Source organism: Rickettsia africae ESF-5, assembly GCF_000023005.1.
In the GTDB taxonomy this organism is placed as follows: domain Bacteria; phylum Pseudomonadota; class Alphaproteobacteria; order Rickettsiales; family Rickettsiaceae; genus Rickettsia; species Rickettsia rickettsii.
Genome location: NC_012633.1, coordinates 287,011 through 311,362, shown reverse-complemented (window position 1 = coordinate 311,362; position 24,352 = coordinate 287,011). Strand labels below are relative to the sequence as shown.

The following is a 24,352-nucleotide window of genomic DNA, read 5'->3' as shown; positions in this document are numbered from 1 at the left end:
TGCCCTACCTCTTACTATTCTGCACCAATTTCTTTATCTCAATCTCTACTAACTCTTTAACAAGTACAGGTAGATTTTTATCAAGCCAAGCTTTAAGTTCTGGTTTTAACATCTCAATTACTAATTCTTCAAGTGCATTTTTAGATGAGATATTATTATCCAGCTTTTTATCTTTAATAGTATCGGTAAAATTTTTAAAAATATCACATACCTCTTCAGCAGATTTAGTTGATATTAACTTTTCTTCTTCATCTTGATTTACTATTTCCGTTAGCTCTAATACATCTTCATCTTCGCTATCATTTTCATGAATAGGATTTTTACGCTCGTTTATTACTCCTTTAATCGATTTTAATATGTCTTCTATCGACATATCTTGGTTCTTTTTATTGTCCTTACTCACGTTAGAAACCTATAAACATTTTCTTTTTAATAGTCTTAAACTCTTCTTCAGGACTAAAATATTTTACTTTAAGTTTTAAACTTTGAGCCGTTAGCTCGCCAGTTAACAATTTCATTTGATATGCCGCAAGTACTGAAGATTTATACGCATCCACACGAGTTATTTTTGCTTCGTATAATTTTTCTGCGGCAGTTAAAACATCTAATATTGTTTTAGATCCGACTATTTCCTCTTGCACAGTACCGTCATATGATATTTGAGCAGCATCCACTCCTTGATTAGCGGCAACAATACGAGATTTTGCTGCTTCAAATCCCTCCCACACGCTTACAACCCCTGCTTGGGTCTGCTTTATCACATTATCAAGTTGAACTGCACTATTTCTTGTTTGATTTTTAGCCGATCTGATTCTTGAATATTGAGCTCCTCCCTCAGGATAAATAGGGATATTTACCGAAAGAGTAGTAGTATAGCTTCTATTATTTATAGCATTTATATCACCTTGTGGATTGTAGTATGTTCTACCGGATTGCAGTTGCACACTTACTTGCGGTAATAATTTCCCTTTTTCTGCCATTTCTAAAGCTTTAGCCGCAGTTACATTATGCCTTGCCGAATCAATATCAGGATTGAGTTTAGCAGCTCTTCCAGTTAACTCATCTAATGAAGCAGGTAACATTTTAGGTAACTCAGGCATAGTTATATTAGTCGGCTCTATTCCAAATACTCTAATAAAATTTGCTTTTTTTCCTTGAAAATCGGCATAAGCAGCTAGTTTATTCGTTTCTGCTGCTGCAAGCCCCGCTCTTGCGGTTGCTATATCTACTTCCGTTGCTTCTCCAAGTCTTAATTTTTCCTCAACGGTGTTAACTTGTTGTATGTTAGTGCGAACTCTACTTTCGGAAATATCATATTTCTCTTTGCTCTCAAAACAATCAAGATACGCAGTTATTAAATTTAATAATATTTTTTGTTCACCGGCATAATATGCACCCCGTGCAGCTCTAAATCCTGCTTGAGCAGCTTTAAGAGCCGCAACACTAGAACCACCATTAAATAGAGACTGTTGAATTGTTAATGCACCTTGATCACTATCTGTGTCCCTTGGAGTAAGACCAAGCCTATCAGCATATTTTTTATTATATTTAGTCTTATTATGTTGTCTATTAATCTGTAATCCGGCACTAGGCATAAACCCCGAAAAAGCTCGCGGAAACTGCTCAATCGAGTCTAAAAACTTAATTCTAGCAGCTTTCAGCTCCTCATTATTCTTATATCCTTCAGTTAAAGCTCCCTGCAAATCAACTGCTGCAACCGAACTAGTTAGTAATAATGTAACAATAAATGTAATTAATTTACGCATAAATTTCTTGAATCATTGATAATATGTTAGTTAGATTAGTTTAATCTTTCAAGAATATACCTATATCCTAATAAAACAATATAAATCTATTGTAGCAATGTTAGCACGTAATATAACAAAAATTAATATTAAGGGCAATGATAACTATTTTACATTTTATTTTACGGTTATAAAGCTTTAAGATTAATTAATATTTGATAACAAAATAAAATTTTATGTCTATAATTGATTTTTCTAGTTTCAGCGGATTAAATAAAGAATAACAAAGATTTTTAATAAAATTAAAAGGTTTTACCAAATCTTTGAAAATGAATGTAAAAGATTTAGAAGATCTTATTTTATATTTTACAAAATTCTTTAATGAATTATCTCACACTGAAAATATCGATGTAGAGAAAATAGAAAAACTTTTTAATAGGACAATCCAAGAATCTATAACTACTTTATCTGAAGCACTTGAGAAAGCATATCAAGAACAGTTAAAAAACAAAAGATATCTTTTTATTTGACAGGATTATTGTAGAAAAATGTTTAAATGTTTTAGAACACATTTTATTTCAGCAAGAATGAGATAAACTCTATCCTGGAGCTTCTAAAAAAATTATAGAATCATTAAACAATATATTAGTCGGGGTTATATCGACTCAAATACCGATGCTTGGAATATTTATACAAACAAGCGGAATACTTGAAAAAGTAAATAATCTTATTGACTCTGAAAAAATTATTGCCAAAAATAACAAAATTGCATAATGATATAAAAGAAATAAGGGAAGAAGCTAAATCTCATGAGAAGCTTGAAAACATCTATGAAAAAGCCAAAAAAGTTGCTACAATTTCAGAAATATCAAAAGAACCGACTCGCAAAATTATTGAAATAGCAAATAAAAACCCTAATAACCAAGCTTCACTAGAGAATATTGTAAAAGCTACTAAAGCTATACCAAAAAGCAAAGATGAAGTAGAAGAAAAAATAACAGAACTAAAAAGTAATATTGAAAGTGCAATTCCACAAGATACAAATATTGACAAATTAAACTCTGTAAAGAATACTATTTCTGGTAATCTAAATGAAGCTAAAACAGAATTATTAAAAGTATTACATCCGGAAGCTTCTTGTAGCGAAAAGATAGAATCCTTATGTAAAGCAGCAGAAAAAGCTACGAAAATTGCAAGCAACATAAAAAAATAGTAGGAGTCATACCAGGAAGTCAAGAACTCGGAAATGTTATAAGTCTCACAATAAAAACTAACTTATTACCGCCTCCGGTCTTAGCAATTGCAAAGCTCACTCCTGATATAGCTAACTTAGTTAATATAGGTAAAGCAGTGGTTACTATACTTTCTAAAACACACAACTTAACTCAACAACAAGGAAGAGCAAAATAATGTCTAATTCTAATACTCATATTTTAATTGCCATAGGTTGCTTATTAGCATTATTATTAATATTTTTAATGTATAAGAAAATAGCAGCACGTAAAAAAAATATATTACCTGCTGAAGGAGGGAATACTGATGATTCGCCAAATGTGGCCCTTAATAGTCAAAAACCAGGAAATAAAAAGCTGACATTACAAGAAAGAATAGAACTATCTTGGAAATTCCTGTATAATATCACGGAAGTTATTTTAAATAAATTCTCTAAAGAAGATGTTATTCAAGTGAATAAATGCGGTCAAGTTTTATTTGAAAATGGCGTTAGATATGAACATGTAGTCGATCTTGCAATTCCTCAAGTTAAGTCTCATACTCAAACAGTTGAACAAGAACAATCTAAAGGAAAAAAAGCCTTAGGGGTATAACTCTTTTCTTTGAAAAGTAGTATTTTATACTTTTCTTTAAAGCATGTTTAAAATCAATTATGTTTTTTATCCTTTACTTATATACTAATATAACTATTTAGGAGTAAACTCCTAAATAGTTATTTTTTAGCAATAAACTCCAATTAAGTTAGATTATAAAAAGCAACATTCTTAGCTAAATAGGTAAATTTTATTTAAACTATGTCTAATATATATCTTGTTACTATATAGTTTAATAAAAGTAAGCAATTCTTATTATTGGCATTGACTTTGTAGTTTTATCGGTTCTTTATACCAAAACGGTAATATGTTAAATAATGGAGAATTTTTAGTCTTACAAAAAATAAATTGGTTTTTTATGCAGTAATTCCTAATAAAGATGCTTTGCATGCTTCACATTTAAGCTATCATGCATTGAAAAAGATAAAGATGAATTAGAGCAATTGGGCATAATAATTAGTTATAAAATAACAACAGACTATGTTAGTGAAACACCTATTGATATCGAAAAAAATATTGAAAATGCAAAATTTCTCTATTTATATCCTATTTCATGGTCAAAAGCTTATGAAGAGCAACTTATATTACGTACAGATGAGGGGAGATATCTACCTTTATATATAATAAATGATAAAGACCGATATCTCGGAGGAACAATTACTTCTTGGCAAAATGATTATGCGGCGGCTTACAGCTTATGGCTTTCAAGCTATAAACATTAGAACCTTTAATGGAAAAACAATTAGCAGAATTAGATAGTGATATTTCTATAAAAGGAAGAAAAATGAATAAGCGAATACAAAAATGTTTAAAAAAGAAAGTTTTTTATCCTATAGCAGCACTGGTATCAGGAAACTCCTATGCACGTTCTAATTATTCAAATTGTCCATCTTGTAAAAAAGATTGGCAATTCAAAACAACATTTCCTGAAATATTTGATTATAAATGTAATAAATGCCTTTTATTAGGTTATGAACTTCATAGTTAGCTTTTTGTTGCCTAGAGATACCTTACATATTCTTAATATAGCCGGTTTAAACAAATCCGTTAACTTGATGCTCCCAGAGTTCCTTAAAAGTGCCGTCTTCTACGATCTTGCCTTTATCCATAACAATAATTCTATCCATATGCTTGATAGTAGATAATCTGTGGGCTATAGCAATTATTGTGACATTCTCAATATCAAGCATGGTATTAATAGATTTTTGTACTTCTTGCGCTGTATGGCTATCAAGGCTTGAAGTTGCTTCATCTAAAACCAAAATCGGAGCGTTTTTAAGAATAGCACGGACAATTGCTATACGTTGCCTCTGTCCACCACTTAGCTTTACTCCTCTCTCACCGACAATGGTGTTATATTTTTCCGGTAAACTGTCGATAAATTCATGGATATTTGCAGCTTTGGTGGCATTTTCTATTTTCCAAGGCAAAGGCTTTTGCATATCCGATATTCTTACCTACTGAGCGATGAAAAAGCATAATATCTTTAGGAATTAATGATATCTGCTCCCACAGGCTGTCAAAGGAAGTATCGTAAAGGCTTTGGTTATCGATTATAATATCGCAAATTCCGGCTTAAAATTTTTCAATAATAATGCAATTAAAGTGGATTTACCGCTACCTGAATTCCCGACAATACCCACTTTCTCACCGGCTTTAATATACAAATTAAGAGACTGGAATACACTACTCCCCTCTTTATAAGCAAACGATATATCCTTAAATATAATCTCCCCTTTGAAGATTTTTAATGCAGCAGCATTTTTTATCTATAGTATCTTGTGGGATTTGCATGATTGTAAAGGCGGAGCGAAACGCTGCTATATCTTCTAAAAAGTCTTTAAGTTCCATAGTGGCATGCCACGAATTTTCAGTCACTAAAAAAGTAAGGGACATAATAAAAGCAATATCGCCGATACTAATTTCACCAAGATTACGTTAAATGCATTACATACACAAATACACCTATATACCCAATATACTAAACTGAGTATTATACAAATAATTAAATCATATTTGTAATATTTTTATTAGAGGGTTATGTACATTATGGTAATAATCATTTACTTTATTTAATGCTCGCTGCTTTGCTGCAAACGAAAAAATAGTAAAGATGTTTATAATACAATCAGCTACCAAGAATCTTGCTTATCTTGTTCCATTGTAGCAAGTTTAGTAAAAAACTGTAAAGCAAGCGGTAAGTCAATAGCCATAAAGGTACTAATGACAACAAATACTTTAATATTATTAAGACCCAGTACAATACCGGAAAGCAAGGTAATTAATAACGGTTTGCTTAATTGATACTCGATTGCTTGGTGCATTTTATAATAATTATCACCTATGCCCCGTACTCTTCTAACGATAGAACCGGAAAGGTTATTTTGAAAATAAGTATACGGCAAATTAAAACAGTGATTACATATTTTATTCATCATGCCTTGAAAGATATGAGGCATTGCTTTAAGTTGTGCAAAGTTATGAGCACGCCAAGCACCATCAAGTATAGCTTGTGCTGCTACAAACCATATTATCGGTTTATAACTTTGAGCAAATATAATCTTTTCATTTTGGGTAAATAAATCAAGCAAAAGCTTTACGGCATAATTATATATAATAGGATGAAAGCCGCTTGCAATAGGCCCAAGCATCATAACAAAATACCAATATTTATACGGCTTTATAACAGACCATAAAAAAGAAACAGGATAAGTTTTGATTTTCATAAGTTGAGAAATGTATGTTATTCTTAGATAAAAGCGGCCTTATTACATGGCCCGTTTCATATCATACCTGCGTGCCCTTGTTGCATGACTCTTATGTCATTCCCGCAAAAGCGGGAATCCAGTACCTTAAAGCTTTATTTGAAAAGTAAAATTTATAAATCTTGGTCTAACCTTAAGTTGTCACCCATGTGCGATCAACGGAATGACATTATTGTAGATAATCTATTAATATATTAGTATCAAAGGTAGCTTTCATTCGTTCCACTCATTACATAATTTAGCCTGATATTCTACACTATCTAGATTTTTATCTTTCCAGAGTCCAAAAGCGTTTTCAAATGCCTTATTATTGTGATCATTACTAGCAATGTAACTAGTTAAAGCTTGCCCAATAATTTTATCTCTTGATATTTTTTTCTTGGATATTTTATCTAGAATTTTAATTTGCGAATCAGCTATATTAATAATAGTTTTCACATAATCTCCTTAGGATTTTTTCCTAATTAGGATATCATATCCCTATGATACGTATTATTATCTTATATCATCCTTTAAATTTAAAATCTACAAATATTTCTCATTCTCTTCTTTAACCACAGCTATTAACTGCTCAACCGATAATACTTCTTGGTCAGTAGTTCCGAGCCTTCTAATCGCTACTTGTTTATTTTCTTGCTCTTGTTTACCAATTACTGCAATCATCGGTATTTTTTGATTAGAAAACTCACGAATCTTATAGTTAATTTTATCAGGTGAGATATTAAAATCCGTTCTTATCCCGTTATCAATTAAAGCTTTCTGCACTTCCAAAGCGTAATCGTTCAAATCGCTGGTAATAGTTGCAATAGCAACCTGCACTGGTGCAAGCCAAAGCGGAAACCTACCTGCATATTCTTCGATCAATATACCAATAAAACGCTCAAGTGAGCCAAGGATCGCTCTATGTAGCATTACGGGTCTTTTTTTCTCTCCGCTTGCTGCAACATAGCTAGCGTCTAACCGCTCCGGCAAAACAAAATCCATCTGAAGCGTACCGCATTGCCATTGCCGCCCTATCGCATCGGTTAATACAAACTCAAGCTTCGGACCGTAAAATGCCCCCTCGCCCGGGTTTAGTGTATAATTAAACCCTGCTTGTTCTACTGCTTCTTTTAAAGCATTCTCAGCCTTATCCCAAACTTCATTGCTCCCTGCTCTGATTTCAGGACGATCAGAGAATTTTACCTTTATATCAGTAAAGCCGAAATCCTTATAAACTTCAGTCAGTAATTTACAAAAACTAACCGTTTCATCGGTAATTTGTTCCGCAGCACAAAATATATGTGCATCGTCTTGCACTAAACTCCGCACTCTCATTAAACCGTGCAATGCACCGGATGCCTCATTACGATGGCACAAACCAAACTCCGACATACGAAGAGGTAAATCACGATAACTCTTGATACCTTGTTTGAAAATCTGCACGTGGCAAGGGCAGTTCATCGGCTTCAAAGCTAATGTCTTGTCGTCTGTTTCTAACGCAAACATATCATCACGAAACTTTTCCCAATGTCCTGAAGCCTCCCAAAGGCTTTTATCGACCAAAACAGGAGTCTTAACTTCGGTATAACCGTTTTTACGAATCTTTTTCCTAATATACTGCTCAATGGTATTATATATACTCCAGCCTTTATCATGCCAAAATACCATTCCTTGAGCTTCTTCTTGGAAGTGGAATAAATCAAGCTCACGCCCAAGCTTTCTATGATCACGCTTTTCGGCTTCTTCAAGCATCAAGAGGTAACTATCTAGCTGCTCCTTCGTGGCCCAAGCAGTGCCGTATATACGCTGCAACATCTCATTACGACTATCACCTCGCCAATACGCTCCTGCAACTTTCATCAACTTAAAATGCTTAACAACCCCTGTAGAAGGAGCATGCGGACCTCGGCATAGATCAATAAAATTACCTTGCCTGTATAAAGTAATTGGCTCACCTGCCGGAATTGAAGCAATAATTTCGGCTTTATAATGCTCTCCTATCGATTTAAAAAACTCTACGGCTTTATCCCTATCCCATAGCTCTCTTGTTACTTGCTCGTTCTTTTGTGAAAGTTCTTGCATTTTAGCTTCTATAACGGCTAAATCATCAGTGGTAAAAGGTTTATCACGAGCAAAATCGTAATAATAACCGTTTTCAATTGCAGGACCAATCGTTACCTGAGTTTCAGGGAATAGTTCCTTTACTGCTTCTGCTGTTAAATGTGCCGCATCGTGCCTTATTATCTCGAGACATTCAGGATCTTTCGCAGTTAAAATACGAAGCTTGCAATCATTGTCAATTACGATACTTAAGTCTTGAAGCTCACCGTTTATTTCAGCAACCATTGCTGCTTTAGCAAGTGACATTGAAATTGCATTTGCTACTTCATAGGCGGTAATGTTTTTTGCAAATTGTTTTATACTCCCATCGGGAAAGGAAATATTAATCATTCTTTTATAACTTATTTTTTCTTCAAATTTTTTACTTGTAGACCTTATCTCGTAGCTCTTATGTCATTCCTGCAAAAGCAGGAATGACACTTAGACTACTTGCTTTCTTGATCTATCATAGCCATGGCATTTATAAATTCTAATACTCTTGCATCACTAAGGATCTGATCAATAGCTTTATCGTTAAAGGTTAGTCCGGCGTCTTTACTTTTTACATCCACTACTAAAGATTCACCGTCTTTTAATTCAGAATTTTTACTAAAAACTTCTATTGCCCTAAAGCCGTATTGCTTTATTACTGAAGATTGTTTTCCTAGATTTAAAGCAAATTCCTTAGAATCTTCTATTTTATTAAGCACCGGTACAATAGCATTATTAGTATAATGCACAAAATTATTTATAACCACACTCGGATCCGATAATTTTATTACGCTTTCTAGATTCAGAGGATTATCTATAGTAGGCATATCAATATCAATAGCAAAATTAAAATCATCCATTACAAGATTAATTTTACCGGATAATTTTTTTGCTTCAGGATCAAACTGACCTTTTAAATTAAATTCGGAATTATTTATTTTTGCAAAAACACCCATTACTCTTTCCCCATCTTCTTGAGTAATAGGGCTAGTTAGTTTAAAAATTTTATCTAACTCAGCTCTTTTGTTTAAACCATTACTAAAGTAGCTTCCTAAAGCTTCAGCTGCCGTTTTTTGGTATGTTTCAGAAGGTTCTATAGTAGATTTAATATTTAAAGCAAAATCAAAAATTTTATCTCTTTCTATATTTAATTTATATAAATTACTTTCTACTTTTCCTTTTCTTTCAATATCACAAGCAACTAAAAACGGCTTACCTTTTACTAATTCTCCTAACATCTGCATAAAAATAACAGCATGCATATTCTCATCTTGCCTTTGATCTAGAGAAAAATTTTGAATTAATAATTTCCCAAGAGCTACTAACTCATCACTATATTTTAGTTTCAATTTGGAATTGTAAGAAATAGGTAAATTCAATATATCTAACTTTGTCAAACCATACTCAAAGAAAGCAGTATCAGAGTCATTAGCTATTTGATCTCTCAAAAATTCAAAAATTTTATCATATAAATTTCTTCTGTAATTTTCAGAAATAAAAGAAACAGTATTTTTTCCATCCAAAATTAACAAATTAAGGTTATCCGATGTCTTAGTATTAGTAATTACAGAATTACTAATATCACTCTCTGCTAATTTTTCTGCATCTAGAGAACTATAAAGAGTTGATTTATTGTCACTCAAGCTTAATTTCCAATAATCAGGCTCTCTATTAAACAAAGATTTTCTAAACCAAATTGTTGTATGATGATCAGGTGAGTAAAAAATATTTTTTTCATCTTGAGCGGTAGTAATTTTTACATTATTTCCGTAAGAATCAATTTTTGTAATATTCAAAAACGGTATATGTCTAATAACTATTTCATCAAAATAAAAATCTATAGGTTTTAACATTACTTTATTTAAAGTAGCACTAAATCCATAATTTATTAACTTTTATTGCATCATAAGTTATATATTCTTCATATTTATCAAGAATAGAGATAATATTTTCTTTACTTTGATGTTCAAATTTATAGGCAGCATATCCCCACCCTACTAGGATTAGAGCTATAAAGCTTATTATAATAAATCGTATTTTCATCTTTTTTACTGTAAAAAATTATTAAAAATCAGAAATGTTGTTCCTGCGTAGACACCTAATCGTCATTGCGAGCAGCAGTAGGCTGCGTGGCAATCTCATCAAATATCCTGAGATTGCTTTGTCCATTACTTCGTAATTTTCCTCGCAATGACGAAAAACTGAACTTTGTAATAAAACCTTAAACAGTCCAAAATAGTATATATCGCTTAAAAAATATATTTATTTTTCTTTTAAACGATCAGCTATTAGCTGATATGATTCAAAAACCTTATTTGGTTCTTTTTCAAGCAATTCAAATCCCAATTTTTCATTACTGTTAATATGCCATAATCTACAATTATCCGGACTAATTTCATCAGTTAACATAATGATAGATTCTTCACCGTTAAACACACGCCCAAATTCTAATTTACACTCAACAAGCCGAATCCCAACACCGATAAATAAGCCGCTTAGAAAATCATATATACGCAAAGCCTGCTCTTTTACCGCTTTAATTTCATCCCTAGTTAACCAACCGAAATTTAATATTTGATACTCATTAACTATCGGATATTTAAATTCACGACTTCGTACCTTAAAATCAATAATAGGTTTATCAAATACATACCCTTCATCAATTCCGAATTCTTTTACAAATCTACTGCACGCTACTGATGATATTATTACTTGTATCGGGAAAACCTCAACATATTGAATTAATTGCTCCCTCATATTTATTTTTTCGATAAAATGATTTTCAATGCCGATCATTTCCAGTTTATCCATTAGAAAGGAAGAAATATTATTATTAAGTACTCCTTTACCTGATATATCAACAATCTCACCTGTTTCTAAAATAGCCTTATCGGAAAAAGCCATTATAAGTAAAAAATCTTCTTCGGCAGAATATAAAATTTTACTTGAACCTTCATATAATTTTTTTTTCATTTATTTGTCTCAAAATTCATTTTCCTCGTCATTGCGAGAAAATTACGAAGTAATTGACGAAGCAATCTCAGGAGCTTGTTATTATTTCATGAGATTGCTACGCAGCCTACGGCCGCTCGCAATGACGACTCTGGTATCCACACAAGCATATCATTAAAATCCCTGAAGATCATTCGGACCGATAATTGCCGACGTAGTAGTACCACTAAATATTTTATTTGCCGTATTAATAATATCATCAGCTTTTATGCTCATGATAATTTCCATAATCTCTTCAGGAGAAATATATTGACCGAAAACAGAATAATTTTTACCTATTTCTTCTGACTTATAGGTATTTTTCTCTTGAGCCATTTGTAAATTACTACGTAGTTGTGTTTTAGCTCTAAGAATCTCTTCTGTGCTTACTTGTTCAGTCATTTTTATTATTTCGTTTTTAATCTCTCTATATAATAATTCTAATTTATCATGTGCAGTGGATGCATAAATTGTAAACACTCCACTATCAAAATAAGCACTATTATAACTACCTACTGCATATGCTAAACCTAATTTCTCACGAATACTTTGAAATAAACGCGATGACATACCGCCACCGAATATTATAGAAAGTAGATGGGTTTGGTAAAGCTTTTCTAAATTAATATATGATGTACCTTCAAACCCTAGCACTAAACTAGTTTGCTCTAACTCCTTATTAATAAAGTCATTTCCGCCTATATATTTTGCCGGAATAAAGCTACTTTTTACTCCTTGCTTCAAAGAAGAAAATAACTGTTCCGCTATAATTACTATTTTATCATGATCAATATTACCGGCAATTGATAAATAGAGATTTTCAGCATTATAATGTTTATCTATAAAATTAAAAAAATGTTCTTTCGTAAAAGTTGCAAGGGTTTTAGCAGTACCTAAGATTGACTTACCCAACGGTTGTTCTCTATAAACTTTATTATAAAATTTCTCATATACTAGGTCATCTGGATTATCCTGATGATGAGCAATTTCCTGCATGATCACCTGATATTCCTTAGCTATTTCCTCATCAGAAAAAATAGAATTTTGAATTATATCGGCAAGTATATTAAGTGCTTTATCACAATTTTCAGACAAGACTCGCGCATAATATACCGTATTCTCATGACCGGTATAGGCATTAAAATGTCCGCCTATAGAGTCAAACGCTTCCGCTATCTGTTTTGCCGTTCTAGTTTTTGTACCTTTAAAAGCCATATGCTCAAGAAAGTGAGATATGCCATCCTCTTCTGCATTCTCATAACGTGCTCCAACTTTAGCAATTAAATTTATTGCTACCGAATTAACATAAGGCATATTATATGTTAAAATTGTCAAACCGTTTTTTAATTTACTAACATTAAAATTTTCCATAATTTATCTTTTATTTTCTAAATCGTCATTGCGCGGAAATGCATAGCATCGACGTGGCAATCTCAGGAATTTTATATTACTTCATGAAATTGCCACGCTCCTTATAGTCGTTCGCAATGACGTTTTTTGATTTAAGCGATGACTCTCTTAACTTCGTAAGCCTTAGAAATCTTGCAAAAGCAAAAATTATTGAATCTACAAAACCGTCAAAACCAAATACAAAATAGCGTCTGATAAAAAACGCTTTAAAAAACCACCATATCATTTCTGTTGTTAAACGAAAATTTGAAAGCTTTTTTCCTTGCTTAACTAAATCTTTTGCTTGCTCGTTAGAATAAAAATTTGCTTTAGTGACCAACTGCTCAATTGAAGTACCAGAATAATGATAAGCAGCTTCATTTAATAGATAAATTTTACCTGCAAAATCAACATCTTTATTAAATATTACCGAATCATGAGTAGTACTATTTACGGTATTTGCAAAGCTTGCAAATTTTTTATTATACAACCGAGTACATTTATTAAATGGAGCAAACATTCGTGGCTTTTGATCATTACGATGCATTATTAACAGCTTTATTTGATAAGCTAAATAACGATCTTGATTATGAGAGGCAAAAATATACTCTATTTCGTCTTGTAACTCTTTAGACAACTCCTCATCGGCATCAATATTAAGAACCCAATCATTTACGCAAAGGCTTTCGGCAAAAGATTTCTGTCCTACATAACCAAGCCACGGTTTTATTACTACCTTTGCTCCTAATTTTTCAGCTATTGCTACCGTATCATCAGTACTTTCACTATCGACTACTATCACCTCATCAGTAATATTTTTTACGCTATTTATAGCTCGTGCTACCCTTGTGGATTCATTTTTGGTAATAATAAATGCTGAGATTTTTTCAGTTAATGACTTATTCATAATACGTATACATTCTAAGAATTTTTACAACTTTTTCTTGTTTATAAACTTCATAAACCAACCTATGTTGAATATTAATTCTTCTTGAATAGCAACCGCTAAAGTCACCAACGAGCTTTTCATATGGAGGGTAAATTTTCCAAGGATCAGTACTAACTATGTTTAATAAAACTTCTACTTTATTCTTTAAACCGGCTTGCACTATTTTCTTAGCATCTTTTTGTGCTTGTATAGTATAACGAATTATATACATTTATAAAAAATTACCAATTTAATTTATCGCTACACTTTGCTATAGGCTCTGCTCGTCCTTCAATTATAAACTTATGCATATTTGGAATAGATAATAAATATAAAGTTTCTTCCATATTACGATAATCTTCTTCTGAAATTATAACTACATTATTTCTTTTACCTTTAATATAAACAGGTTTGTGTACATCAGAAACATAATCTATAAGTTTATAAAGCTTACTTCTTGCTTCGCTTGTATTATATATTTCCATTATTTTTTCCTTATAGTTAGTGAGACCTAATATTAATAACGTACTATAAACAGTACGTTTTGTCAAGGTTATATTCCTACTATCACCCTAAACACCAGCTTAACTACATAAGTTAAAAGTAATGTGGATAATAATCCGCTAAGCCATAGGATAATAAACCATTGCCACCCTTTGAGACAAGAGGTTATTTTTTTAAATTTTTTAATATATCGGATGATGAGATGATTTGCCACGAAATATATAATAACAATAGAATGTGTAGCCAAGTATGACAGGTAGGAATATCCCAGCCCCTATCAACAGTAAAGACTGTGACTCCGGTGCTGCTGCAGCAGTTTCAAGCGTAACTTTATAAGGAACGATATATGGCCATATGCTTATCGCGAGCCCTAAATATCCTAATAAAAATAACAAGATCGTATAAATAAACGGCTTTACTTCTTTTTTCTGCTTAACGGCTTTAATTAACTTGATAAATATTAAAGCAGTTACAATAGGTACAATAGATAAATAGTAAATATTAGGTACACTAAACCAACGATGATTTATGTGGTTATTTAAGAAAGGAACCCATAAGCTTACAAGCCCCATAAAAAGTGCAACGTAAAATAAAATATATAAAGCAGATTTATAAGCCCAATCTTGTGTTGTCTTTTCTGTTTTCAGAATAAGCCAAGTAGCACCCAAGAGTGCATAACCGAATATTAATGCTATCCCCGTCATAACGGAAAAGGGAGTAAGAAAATCAAAGCTCCCTCCTGCAAATTCTCGTCCTTCTATCTCTATTCCTTGGACAAACGTACCAAGCATTAAACCTTGACAAAAAACAGTAATCATAGAACCAAAATGAAAAGCGTAGTCCCAAATATAACGATGACCTATATGAGCCTTAAAACGGAATTCAAAAGCTACACCACGAAATATTAGACCGAGTAACATCAATATAATAGGAATATATAAAGCCGGCATTAATAGCGAATACGCCAACGGAAAAGCCGCAAATAAACCACCGCCGCCAAGTACTAACCAAGTTTCGTTACCGTCCCAAAAAGGCGCAATAGAATTGATCATTTTATGACGGCAATCATCGGTAGGTGCAAACGGAAATAAGATTCCTACTCCTAAATCAAAACCGTCTAATAAAACATATAAACAAATAGCGGTAGCTATAAGCCCACCCCAAACAAGCGGTAAATCTATATAAGGTGCAAAATTTAACATAAGCTTATTACTTTTCTACTAATGGGTTATTCAAACCACTCTCTCCGTACATTTCTTTATTCTCTATCACTTCTATACCTTTCTTTATCAAATGCATTATATAATATATACCCGCTCCGAAAATGATCACATACACTACTATAAAAGCAATTAGAGAAATAAATACATATTTGCCGAGTACCGGTGATACCGTATCCACGGTTTTTAAAATATTATATACTATATAAGGTTGTCTACCTACCTCGGTTACGAACCAACCGGCAAGTACTGCAATAAAACCTGAAGGTGACATTAATATATACCAATATTGAAACCAATGCGTAGTATATAATCTTTTCTTCAAGTAAAGATATAACCCCACAATACCTATAAATACCATTAAGCAACCGATTCCTACCATAATACGAAAGCTAAAAAATACTACTGCAACCGGCGGACGCTCTTCTTTTGTCCATTCTTTTAATCCTTTCACTTCACCATCTAAACTATGCGTTAAGATTAAACTACTAGCATAAGGTATTTCTACAGCATATTTTGTTTTTTCTTCTTCCCCATCAGGAAAGCCGATAAGATTAAAAGCTACTCCTTTGTCTGTATTCCAAATACCTTCCATAGCCGAGACCTTGACCGGCTGATATTTAAGAGTATTTAAACCATGCAGATCACCAATAACTATTTGAATAGGTGCAACGATTAACGCCATTAACACCGCCATAAAAAGCATAATTTTAGCATGCTCTTTATAACGATTATTTAGTAAATAAAAGCTAGCTACACCACCGATAACAAAAGAAGTAGTTAAATAAGCCGCCGTAATCATATGGAAAAAGCGATATGGGAAAGAAGGGTTAAAGATAATTTCTAGCCAATTTAAAGGATAAAAGAATCCTTCGCCTCGCAGTTCAAAACCAGCAGGCGTATGCATCCAGCTACTAGCTGCAAGTATCCAAAAAGCTGAGATTACAGTACCAACGGCAACTATTAACGTAGAAATAAAATGTACTTTTTTACTGACTTTATTAAAGCCGAATAACATTATACCTAAAAAAGAAGATTCAAGGAAAAAGGCAGTAAATACTTCAAAACCGAGAAGCGGACCAAGGACATTTCCAACCTTATCTGAAAAATTCGACCAGTTAGTACCGAATTGATAAGACATTACAACACCCGAAACTACTCCCATACCGAAAGTAACGGCAAAAATCTTCACCCAAAATTTGTATATTTCTTGATAAACCAGCTTTTTTGTTTTCAACCATAACCCTTCAATTACCGCTAAAAAGCTTGCAAGCCCTATAGTAAAAGCAGGGAATATTATATGAAAACTTATGGTAAAAGCAAATTGAATCCTTGATAATAATCCTTGATCAAATTCCATATTTAAGCTGCTGTTTTAAGATAATAAGCTTTGTGACAATAACAATATACTCCCAGTGTAATAACGTATACTTAATACGTGAGTACCACAGTACTTATAGAACGACGTAGCCAATTTTTCAAATTAAGCGAGTATACAGTATTTGATTTAATCATCCACCTTTGCTATTATTAAATTCTATCTGATTAGTTTTAACAAATTTTCCTTTTTCGGAGTTCCAATTATAATGAACATTTACTATTCTTACTTCTGTAACATTAATATCACCATTGGGCAATTGCGTTACATCATACCCTTTTCGGATAGAATCCGTAATTAATAAACTTGCTTGACAAATATATTTTACATCAAAGAACGGAGAATCGTCTTCCTTAGACTTTTCTTGTTCTTCTAAAAAATTATTAGATAATTCTTTTTCTTGCATTTCTAATGATGTTGAAGTTATTTTCTGAATTTTGTAGCATTATTTAAGGTAAGAAGCAAGGCTTGTTTATTATTTTTTCACAGATTTAATATTTTTAGGTATATTTTAAAATAATTAAATTAAAATATGCTCCAAAATAACACGAATTAATATATTATTTTAAAATCGAGGTACATTAGCGTGATAAAATACCCTACTTTATCTAAATCAACATTTAGCTTAAGTATTTATTTTTTAAAATTCGATAAAGTTAAAATGACTTTATTGACTGTAATTTGTATTTTACTCGGTATGATTCCGGCGATTGATAGTATATTACTTCAGAAAATCATTGATTTAATAGAATCTTTCAGCGATAAGAACGCTAATAATCTTTTATCTTCCATGATTTACTGGGCAGTATTTTATGCTCTTTGGTGGGAGAGTATTAATATAGCATATCGTTCATATGATTATTTGTATCTCAAGACTATGCCCATAATAAAAGGGAAAATACTAAATGAACTTTATAATTATACCCAATATCATAGCCATAAATTCTTTCAGGATAATCTAGCAGGACATATTAGCAATCGTATTACCGAAACTGCAAGATCGTTTGAGATGATTATTTCAATATTCGGTGAAAAAATTCTTCGTAAACTCACTATTATTGTATTTGCATTAATTGCTTTACATTCGGTACATTACGTTTTTGCTACGATATTTATTTTATGGATTACGGTTTTTTTAGGACTTAGTGTTCTTTTCTCCGATAAAATCAATAAATACTCATTAAATTATGCTAGAAGCCAATCTTTTGTTGCCGGTAGTATCGTAGATGCAATTAGCAACATTAATGCGGTTAGAATGTTTACAGCCCATAAATTTGAACGTCAACATCTCGAAACAAGAGTAGAAAATGCCGTAGCCGATGAGCAGACTATGCAATTCTTTATGTTCAAATTGCGTTATGCTCTTGGGACTTCTTGTTCAATAATGATTTTTATAATGATTTATTATTTATCTAAACTTCGTAGCGAATTATCTATAAGCATAGGTGATTGCGTATTAGTACTAACATTATGTATAAATGTAGCAGACGATATTTGGGATTTAACGCAAGAAATCGGTGATATGTTCGAGCAGGTCGGGGCATTTAATCAAGGCTTATCTTTAATGGCACCGCATATTATAACTGATATTGCAAACGCTACTCCATTAGATATCAAAAAAGGGGTTATTGAATTTAGAAATGTTACATTTAATTATCATCATAATAACAAGCTATTTTATAATAAATCGGTATTAATACCGAGTAAACAAAAAGTAGGACTAGTTGGATTTTCAGGTTCAGGGAAAACCACTTTTATTAGTTTACTCACAAGGTTACATGATATAGAAGAAGGAATGATTTTAATAGATAATCAAAATATTAAAAACGTAACTCAAGATTCTTTAAGAAAAGCCATTAGCCTTATACCTCAAGAACCGGTGCTTTTTCATCGTACCATTTTGGACAATATCAGATACGGAAAAAAAGAAGCTACTCTTGAGGAGGTTATAGAAGCAGCAAAAGCTGCACATATTCATGATGTTATCGATAATCTACCGGACGGTTACGATACTATGTGCGGTGAACGGGGGAATAACTTATCAGGCGGTCAGCGTCAAAGAATTATCATAGCAAGAGCCATCTTAAAAAATGCTCCTATTTTAATTCTCGATGAAGCAACAAGTAGCTTAGATAGCGAGACGGAAAGCCTGATTCAAGAGTCAATGGATTATTTAATGCAAAATAAAACCGTGATAGTCATTGCCCACAGATTATCTACTTTACTCAATATGGATAGAATTTTAGTTTTTGAAAAGGGAAGTATAATCGATGACGGTAACCATGCAGAATTACTAAAAAATAGTAAGCTATATCAAAAATTATGGAACTCTCAAGTTAAAGGGTTAATAGTGTGAGGAGGTATTACCCATGTTTTATGTCATTCCTGCAAAAGCAGCAATGACATAAAACCAGCCTCAACCTTTAAACTAAATCATTATGAGCCACTATTTCTCCTGTTGCTTCAACTTGAAGTAGTCCGCACTCTGTCATCGCTTTTATTGCACTCTTAGGTAATTCTATCTTATCTGTAGCGTTACTATCAATAATATCTTCAATTTTTAAAATGCATAAAAACTCTAAAGGCGGTATCAATTTAGCTATCTTTCCTACTAATTCTATTAATGGTTGTTTTATAGAATCATCCTTAGAAACATCTTTTACAACCGGTAATATTGCTGCTTTCCATTGAACAAACGCAGCTAAATCTTTCTTGTCAATAGCCTTAATTTTCTTGTAATCATTCTTACGCAATGTGGATTCAAGCGTTAAAAGAGCTTTCAGAGGTTCATAAATTGCTTCCTTGTCACGGACCATTTGACCGTCAGGATCGAGTATATCCGATTAGCACCATATTGTAACAATACTTTTACCATATCTGTACTCTGCTTACTATCATTAAGCGCTCTAGTTAGGTCTACTAAACTTTTAAATGCGGTTTTTCATATTAGCACCATAAGCGAGCAATTTAGTTACCATGGCTATATTTAGGTATAGGACGTACATATTTCTAAATAAGTCATATTGTCACCTGTTACGTAATTAGGATCCACACCATTTTCAATTAGAAATGTTGCCATATCAAAATGTTGAGCTGTTAGGGCAGTGTGAAAAACGGTACCGCTGTTGTGGTCAAGGATTATATTTGCACCTTTTGCAAGTAGAAGCCTTACTATCCCTTTCTGATTATTATGACACGCAAAATATCAAAAAGATTTAGCCTCACCTTCCAATGTATATACTTCTGTATTTGGATCAATATTTAAAGCGGTTAACATACTATAAACTAAATCATAATCACCTTGACAAATTGCTTTAACTATAGCAGTGTCAGGAGATCTTGCTATTTTATCTACAGTGCAGTATGCCATATTGTACACACTAGAAATATTTGTATTTGGATCTTCAATCAAAGCTTTGAATTCTTTGACAAAACTTTCTCTAAAAAATTCATATCTTTTTATTTTATATATATTATTAAATCCCATATTTTCTTCTATACCTTTACTGCTTAATATCTCATGAAATTTATTTCTAATTATATCATCGATTATCAAGTATTTCCCTTAATGATTCAATTGATAGTATTTTGTATCGTACAGAAAAAAATCATTTTATCAACAAATAGTTGATTTATTAGTAAGCAATCAATAAACTAAAATATTATATTAAATATTGTCATATGCTGCTATAATCACTTTTTTAGCCACTAATATTTAAACAATGAAACTATCTGATTTTGACTTTGATTTACCAAGCGAACTGATCGCACAATATCCATCTCGTGAACGTGATAACTCAGATTTACTAATTGCTGTTACGCCGCCTATTAAAACCAAATTCTACAACATAATAGATTACTTAAAAGAAGGGGACTTATTAGTCTTTAATAATAGTAAGGTAATAAAAGCAAAGTTAAATTTGGGGGAAAATATTACAATAAATTTGAATCAAAAATTATCAGATGATAGTTGGTCGGCTTTTGCTAAACCAGCTCGAAAGCTTCATGTAAATGATGAATTTTATTTTGATAATCATAAGGTAATTATTACCGAAAAACTTGCAATGGGTGAGATTAAAGTAAAATTTGAGCTTAATGATATTTCTGTATTCGAGTTCTTAAATAAATACGGTGAGATGCCGCTACCGGTTTATATTAGGCGTTCACACTCATTATGTCATCCCGTGGCTACGACCACGGGATCCAAAACATATTTAAATAATGACTGGATACCGTGGTCAAACCACGGGATGACAAACACTCAAAACGACAACGACCGCTATCAAACTGTCTATAGCCAAATAGAAGGTTCAGTTGCAGCACCGACAGCAGGCTTGCATTTTACAAAGGATATACTTGATAAGCTTAAGGCAGAGGGCATACAAGCCACATTTTTAACATTACATGTGGGAGCTGGAACTTTTTTACCTGTAAAAACCGAAAATATTCATGAACATAAAATGCATACCGAATATTGCTCTATTACTCCTGACACTGCTAAAATTATCAATAAAGCAAAGCAAGAAGGGAAACGTATTATCGCAGTCGGCACTACAACACTTAGAACACTTGAGAGTTCTTGCAATAACGGCATCGTAAAAGCAGGTAGCTTTAAAACCGATATTTTCATAACCCCAGGTTTTAAATTTCAAACAGCCGATATGCTACTTACTAATTTCCATTTTCCTAAATCTACTTTATTTATGCTTATATGTGCTTTTGCCGGATTTAAAGAGATGCATGAATTATATAAATATGCTATAAAAGAAGCAATGCGTTTTTTTAGCTACGGCGATGCAACGCTTTTATGTAGGAAATGATAATCACAACCGTCATTGCGAGCAATTAAAAGGAGCGTGGCAATCTAGCAAAAATAACAAAAAATGCTAAAGGTTAGCATTTTTCACTGGATCCCGTGGTCAAACCACGGGATGACGGAGGTGAAATTGATCCACGCAACAAAGCCTTCCTGCTTTTAGCTAGGAACGACATTTTAGAAAAAACCTATAACAAACTAGATAAAAAATATTTTGGATGATTAAATCCTCTACTTCATTAATACGAGATTCAAAACAAACTGCTTTACAAGAAGAATTAAAACAGCTGGCAGCAGCACTTAATAAACCTAAAAGTCTATTCAAATTCTTTAATCAAAACAACTTAGAAAGCGGAATTTATTTATACGGTCCGGTGGGCAGCGGTAAAACTATGCTCATGAATTCTTTTTGTGAAGAATTAACCACACCTAAAATAATAATACATTATCAGAACTTTATGCAGGAAATTCATAAATCTATGCATAAATTACAAACAGCAAATCAGAAAGATATCATCCCTAACATTGCTAAAAACTATACTAAACAAACTAAAGTGTTATGTATAGATGAGTTTGAAATTAAAGATATTACTGATGCAATGATAATCGGTAGATTATTTAATGAATTAATAAAGCAAAATATTTTTATTTTTATAACTTCTAACACGAGTCCCAATAATCTGTACAAAGACGGATTACAACGAGAATCTTTCTTACCTTTTATAAAGATAATCAATAATACATTTTATGTTAAATATCTAGATAATCAACATGATTATCGATTTGATAAAGCGTTAAGAGTTAAAGAGGCAAGGATAATTTATCCTTTAACTTTAGAAAACCAAAACAAACTTGAAAAAATTATCACGGATATTAGTGATAATAATCTTGCTCCTCAAAATATACAGGTTCTAGGTAGAGAAATATCCTTTCAAAAAGTGCATAAAAGAATATTAGTAACAGATTATAATGAATTATTTACAAGAGGCTTAAGCTATATCGATTATGTTAATATTTGCCAAAATTTTAACGTTATTATAGTGGGGAACGTTCATACTATCGATTCTAACGATACAAATACAGCCGTTAGATTTATCAACTTTATCGATAATGCCTATTTCTATAAAATACTCTTATTTATGAGCCTAGAAGATAACCCAAATAAAATATATCAAGGTTCAGCACGAGCCGCAGAATTTAAACGCACTATTTCAAGACTAAATGAAATGAATAGCGAATCTTATTTATTAAATAATGATTTTAAGAATTAACTTCAATTTTCGCTAAAAAAGCTCTTTAATTACTAATTAAAATTTATTTACAGATGACCTCTAAGAAACTTAATAAATTCATCAATATTGATCTTTATATCGTCTTCTAAATGCTCTTCTGTTGTCTGATAATCTACATAAAAAGGATAATAATCGCATGACATATAATTTGCCATTCTTTTATAAAAACTTCTAGAGGGAGTTGTACCGTGATCAATCTCTACTACTTTGCATTTTGGAGCCACAAAAATAAAGTTAGCAAATCCTGATCCGTGCGATCCAACTATTATTTTTGCTTTATTAAAAAGCCGAGCCCGTTCATACGGGAAGGATAGCTCTGATATATTACTTTCAAACCGGATCTCTCAATTTTTTCTATTAATTCCTCTTCATTAACTATTTTTCGGGTAGAAGCGTATTTACGAGAAATATATATTTTATCGTATACTTTACTATTATCTTTAATAAAAATATTTCTTAAATCTTTTTTTAACCATAAAGGCAAAGGTGTACCTTTTACCGGAATAAACGGTACAGATGGAACAATTAGTCTAGTAGCTTGAATTATACAGTCACTATTTACTACAAAAAGCTTATCTTCCGGTATATTTAAATAATTTAATACTATTTCTAATGACTTAATTTGCCATGAATATTTTAAATTATTAATATAGATACGATCATATTCAAGAGCTAATTCTTTTAATATAATTAATCTAGGCACAATTTGTAGCAGCCAATGATACCAATTTTCAGAACCAAAAGATAAAAAATTACTGCTAATTTTCCATTAAAATATAAAGAATTTTCAGTATTAACATCTCGTTTTTTTAATAAACGATGTTGATCACCTAAGCTTGTTTGAGTATCTTGTAGAATATAACCTTCTTGAGTTAAAATTCCACCTTCATTAATTACTGTGACGTTTGGTAACTCTAAAATAAATTGACCAGTATTTTTTTTCTTTAAATAGCTTTTTAATTTCTATGTTAGATTTTAGCGATTCTATAGAAATAAATTGATGTTTATTCTTTAATGCGTAAGCATTACTAATATAGAGAAAGGTAAAAATTATGAATATAAAATATTCTCATAAAGAGAAAGAAAGGTAATTAAACAATTTGCATTGCAAGCTTGGCAGCGACTTACTCTCCCATGCCTTATGACATAGTACCATTAGCGCTATGAGGTTTCACATTCGAGTTCGGGATGGGATCGTGTGTTTCACTCATGCTATAACCACCAAGCTAGCAATACAAACTTTTAAAAAGATAGATTTGTATTATAGTTTGCTGTTAATGTTGTTGCACGACTCAAAAAAATTCTCAACATCATATCTTAATCTTAACTTTTACTACCGATACTCAGCAAAATAACTTTCGCTGGATATCGTGGCAGGGCTACAGTATAACATTAATTATGCAATAACATTTTTATTAGTTGATA

28 protein-coding genes, 1 rRNA gene and 1 pseudogene are annotated in these 24,352 nt (G+C 31.9%); 8 read left to right on the top strand and 22 right to left on the bottom strand.

Annotated features, from left to right (window positions below; all coding sequences use genetic code 11):
• Positions 1–4: 4 nt before the first annotated feature.
• Positions 5–403 carry a DUF2497 domain-containing protein gene (locus tag RAF_RS01590; RefSeq protein WP_012719489.1) on the bottom strand — a complete coding sequence of 133 codons (399 nt, stop codon included), beginning with the start codon at positions 401–403 and terminating at the stop codon, positions 5–7.
• A 1-nt stretch (position 404) separates the two neighbouring features.
• Entirely contained in the window at positions 405–1,766 is a 1,362-nt protein-coding gene (locus RAF_RS01585; protein WP_012719488.1) for a TolC family protein, read from the bottom strand.
• A 308-nt stretch (positions 1,767–2,074) separates the two neighbouring features.
• Here RAF_RS01585 and RAF_RS01580 point away from each other — a divergent pair, with 308 nt between their 5' ends.
• The 5 genes from RAF_RS01580 to RAF_RS09655 all read left to right on the top strand — a co-directional run bounded on the left by RAF_RS01580 (position 2,075) and on the right by RAF_RS09655 (position 4,559).
• Complete coding sequence (locus RAF_RS01580; protein WP_041471822.1) at positions 2,075–2,275, top strand: hypothetical protein; 201 nt, start codon at positions 2,075–2,077, stop codon at positions 2,273–2,275.
• 218 nt (positions 2,276–2,493) lie between these two features.
• A complete protein-coding gene (locus RAF_RS01575; RefSeq protein ID WP_041471821.1) occupies positions 2,494–2,958 on the top strand; it encodes a hypothetical protein in 465 nt (154 codons plus the stop codon).
• A 196-nt stretch (positions 2,959–3,154) separates the two neighbouring features.
• Entirely contained in the window at positions 3,155–3,571 is a 417-nt protein-coding gene (locus tag RAF_RS01570; RefSeq protein WP_012719485.1) for a DUF2660 domain-containing protein, read from the top strand.
• Between the two features lie 443 nt (positions 3,572–4,014).
• The gene (locus RAF_RS09660; RefSeq protein WP_041471820.1) at positions 4,015–4,293 is read left to right on the top strand and encodes a hypothetical protein; all 279 of its coding nucleotides are present in this window, start codon (positions 4,015–4,017) and stop codon (positions 4,291–4,293) included.
• An 8-nt stretch (positions 4,294–4,301) separates the two neighbouring features.
• Complete coding sequence (locus RAF_RS09655) at positions 4,302–4,559, top strand: DUF2310 family Zn-ribbon-containing protein (RefSeq protein ID WP_041471819.1); 258 nt, start codon at positions 4,302–4,304, stop codon at positions 4,557–4,559.
• 46 nt (positions 4,560–4,605) lie between these two features.
• Here the strand turns inward: RAF_RS09655 and RAF_RS01555 are convergent, their stop codons facing one another.
• The 14 genes and pseudogenes from RAF_RS01555 to RAF_RS01490 all read right to left on the bottom strand — a co-directional run bounded on the left by RAF_RS01555 (position 4,606) and on the right by RAF_RS01490 (position 17,225).
• Positions 4,606–5,013, bottom strand: a complete 408-nt coding sequence (locus RAF_RS01555) for an ATP-binding cassette domain-containing protein (protein ID WP_234943916.1) — start codon at positions 5,011–5,013, stop codon at positions 4,606–4,608.
• A 111-nt stretch (positions 5,014–5,124) separates the two neighbouring features.
• Positions 5,125–5,238 (bottom strand): ATP-binding cassette domain-containing protein, encoded by a 114-nt coding sequence (locus tag RAF_RS09020; protein WP_014419734.1) that lies wholly within the window; start codon positions 5,236–5,238, stop codon positions 5,125–5,127.
• A gap of 465 nt (positions 5,239–5,703) precedes the next feature.
• Positions 5,704–6,297 (bottom strand): hypothetical protein, encoded by a 594-nt coding sequence (locus RAF_RS07450; protein WP_234943915.1) that lies wholly within the window; start codon positions 6,295–6,297, stop codon positions 5,704–5,706.
• 252 nt (positions 6,298–6,549) lie between these two features.
• A complete protein-coding gene (locus RAF_RS01540; protein WP_041471818.1) occupies positions 6,550–6,774 on the bottom strand; it encodes a hypothetical protein in 225 nt (74 codons plus the stop codon).
• Between the two features lie 87 nt (positions 6,775–6,861).
• A complete protein-coding gene (gene thrS, locus RAF_RS01535; RefSeq protein WP_012719484.1) occupies positions 6,862–8,769 on the bottom strand; it encodes a threonine--tRNA ligase in 1,908 nt (635 codons plus the stop codon).
• 95 nt (positions 8,770–8,864) lie between these two features.
• A pseudogene (locus RAF_RS01530) lies at positions 8,865–10,452 on the bottom strand (phosphoribosylaminoimidazolesuccinocarboxamide synthase).
• A 219-nt stretch (positions 10,453–10,671) separates the two neighbouring features.
• Positions 10,672–11,382, bottom strand: coding sequence for a phosphoribosylaminoimidazolesuccinocarboxamide synthase (locus RAF_RS01525; protein ID WP_004996420.1), 711 nt, complete (start codon positions 11,380–11,382; stop codon positions 10,672–10,674).
• A 153-nt stretch (positions 11,383–11,535) separates the two neighbouring features.
• Positions 11,536–12,774, bottom strand: a complete 1,239-nt coding sequence (locus RAF_RS01520; protein WP_041471817.1) for a M16 family metallopeptidase — start codon at positions 12,772–12,774, stop codon at positions 11,536–11,538.
• 73 nt (positions 12,775–12,847) lie between these two features.
• Positions 12,848–13,696, bottom strand: coding sequence for a glycosyltransferase family 2 protein (locus RAF_RS01515; protein ID WP_012719481.1), 849 nt, complete (start codon positions 13,694–13,696; stop codon positions 12,848–12,850).
• Complete coding sequence (locus tag RAF_RS01510) at positions 13,689–13,949, bottom strand: Txe/YoeB family addiction module toxin (protein WP_004996425.1); 261 nt, start codon at positions 13,947–13,949, stop codon at positions 13,689–13,691. The genes RAF_RS01515 and RAF_RS01510 overlap by 8 nt, the downstream gene beginning before the upstream one ends.
• 10 nt (positions 13,950–13,959) lie before the next feature.
• The gene (locus RAF_RS01505) at positions 13,960–14,202 is read right to left on the bottom strand and encodes a type II toxin-antitoxin system Phd/YefM family antitoxin (protein WP_012719480.1); all 243 of its coding nucleotides are present in this window, start codon (positions 14,200–14,202) and stop codon (positions 13,960–13,962) included.
• Positions 14,203–14,403: 201 nt separating this feature from the next.
• Entirely contained in the window at positions 14,404–15,423 is a 1,020-nt protein-coding gene (gene cydB, locus RAF_RS01500) for a cytochrome d ubiquinol oxidase subunit II (RefSeq protein ID WP_012719479.1), read from the bottom strand.
• Positions 15,424–15,430: 7 nt separating this feature from the next.
• Entirely contained in the window at positions 15,431–16,801 is a 1,371-nt protein-coding gene (locus RAF_RS01495) for a cytochrome ubiquinol oxidase subunit I (protein ID WP_012719478.1), read from the bottom strand.
• 151 nt (positions 16,802–16,952) lie between these two features.
• A complete protein-coding gene (locus RAF_RS01490; RefSeq protein ID WP_010976947.1) occupies positions 16,953–17,225 on the bottom strand; it encodes a DUF2671 domain-containing protein in 273 nt (90 codons plus the stop codon).
• A 180-nt stretch (positions 17,226–17,405) separates the two neighbouring features.
• Between RAF_RS01490 and RAF_RS01485 the strand changes: the two genes are divergently transcribed.
• Complete coding sequence (locus RAF_RS01485; RefSeq protein ID WP_012719477.1) at positions 17,406–19,175, top strand: ABC transporter ATP-binding protein; 1,770 nt, start codon at positions 17,406–17,408, stop codon at positions 19,173–19,175.
• Between the two features lie 67 nt (positions 19,176–19,242).
• Here the strand turns inward: RAF_RS01485 and RAF_RS09650 are convergent, their stop codons facing one another.
• The 3 genes from RAF_RS09650 to RAF_RS09640 form a co-directional block, all read right to left on the bottom strand.
• Positions 19,243–19,635 (bottom strand): hypothetical protein, encoded by a 393-nt coding sequence (locus RAF_RS09650; RefSeq protein ID WP_012719476.1) that lies wholly within the window; start codon positions 19,633–19,635, stop codon positions 19,243–19,245.
• 170 nt (positions 19,636–19,805) lie between these two features.
• Positions 19,806–19,994 (bottom strand): ankyrin repeat domain-containing protein, encoded by a 189-nt coding sequence (locus RAF_RS09645; protein ID WP_327203436.1) that lies wholly within the window; start codon positions 19,992–19,994, stop codon positions 19,806–19,808.
• 30 nt (positions 19,995–20,024) lie between these two features.
• Positions 20,025–20,375: a hypothetical protein gene (locus tag RAF_RS09640; RefSeq protein ID WP_041471816.1), complete on the bottom strand. Its 351-nt coding sequence runs from the start codon at positions 20,373–20,375 to the stop codon at positions 20,025–20,027.
• A gap of 166 nt (positions 20,376–20,541) precedes the next feature.
• Between RAF_RS09640 and queA the strand changes: the two genes are divergently transcribed.
• The gene (queA, locus tag RAF_RS01470) at positions 20,542–21,639 is read left to right on the top strand and encodes a tRNA preQ1(34) S-adenosylmethionine ribosyltransferase-isomerase QueA (RefSeq protein WP_012719474.1); all 1,098 of its coding nucleotides are present in this window, start codon (positions 20,542–20,544) and stop codon (positions 21,637–21,639) included.
• A gap of 214 nt (positions 21,640–21,853) precedes the next feature.
• On the top strand, positions 21,854–22,906 hold the full coding sequence (gene zapE, locus RAF_RS01460) for a cell division protein ZapE (protein ID WP_012719473.1): 1,053 nt from the start codon (positions 21,854–21,856) through the stop codon (positions 22,904–22,906).
• Between the two features lie 47 nt (positions 22,907–22,953).
• Here the strand turns inward: zapE and RAF_RS09635 are convergent, their stop codons facing one another.
• The 3 genes from RAF_RS09635 to rrf form a co-directional block, all read right to left on the bottom strand.
• On the bottom strand, positions 22,954–23,151 hold the full coding sequence (locus RAF_RS09635) for a hypothetical protein (protein WP_234943914.1): 198 nt from the start codon (positions 23,149–23,151) through the stop codon (positions 22,954–22,956).
• A 41-nt stretch (positions 23,152–23,192) separates the two neighbouring features.
• Positions 23,193–23,630, bottom strand: a complete 438-nt coding sequence (locus tag RAF_RS09630) for a glycosyltransferase 61 family protein (RefSeq protein ID WP_234943913.1) — start codon at positions 23,628–23,630, stop codon at positions 23,193–23,195.
• Positions 23,631–24,038: 408 nt separating this feature from the next.
• A 5S ribosomal RNA gene (gene rrf / locus RAF_RS01450) occupies positions 24,039–24,153 on the bottom strand.
• Between the last annotated feature and the right edge of the window lie 199 nt (positions 24,154–24,352).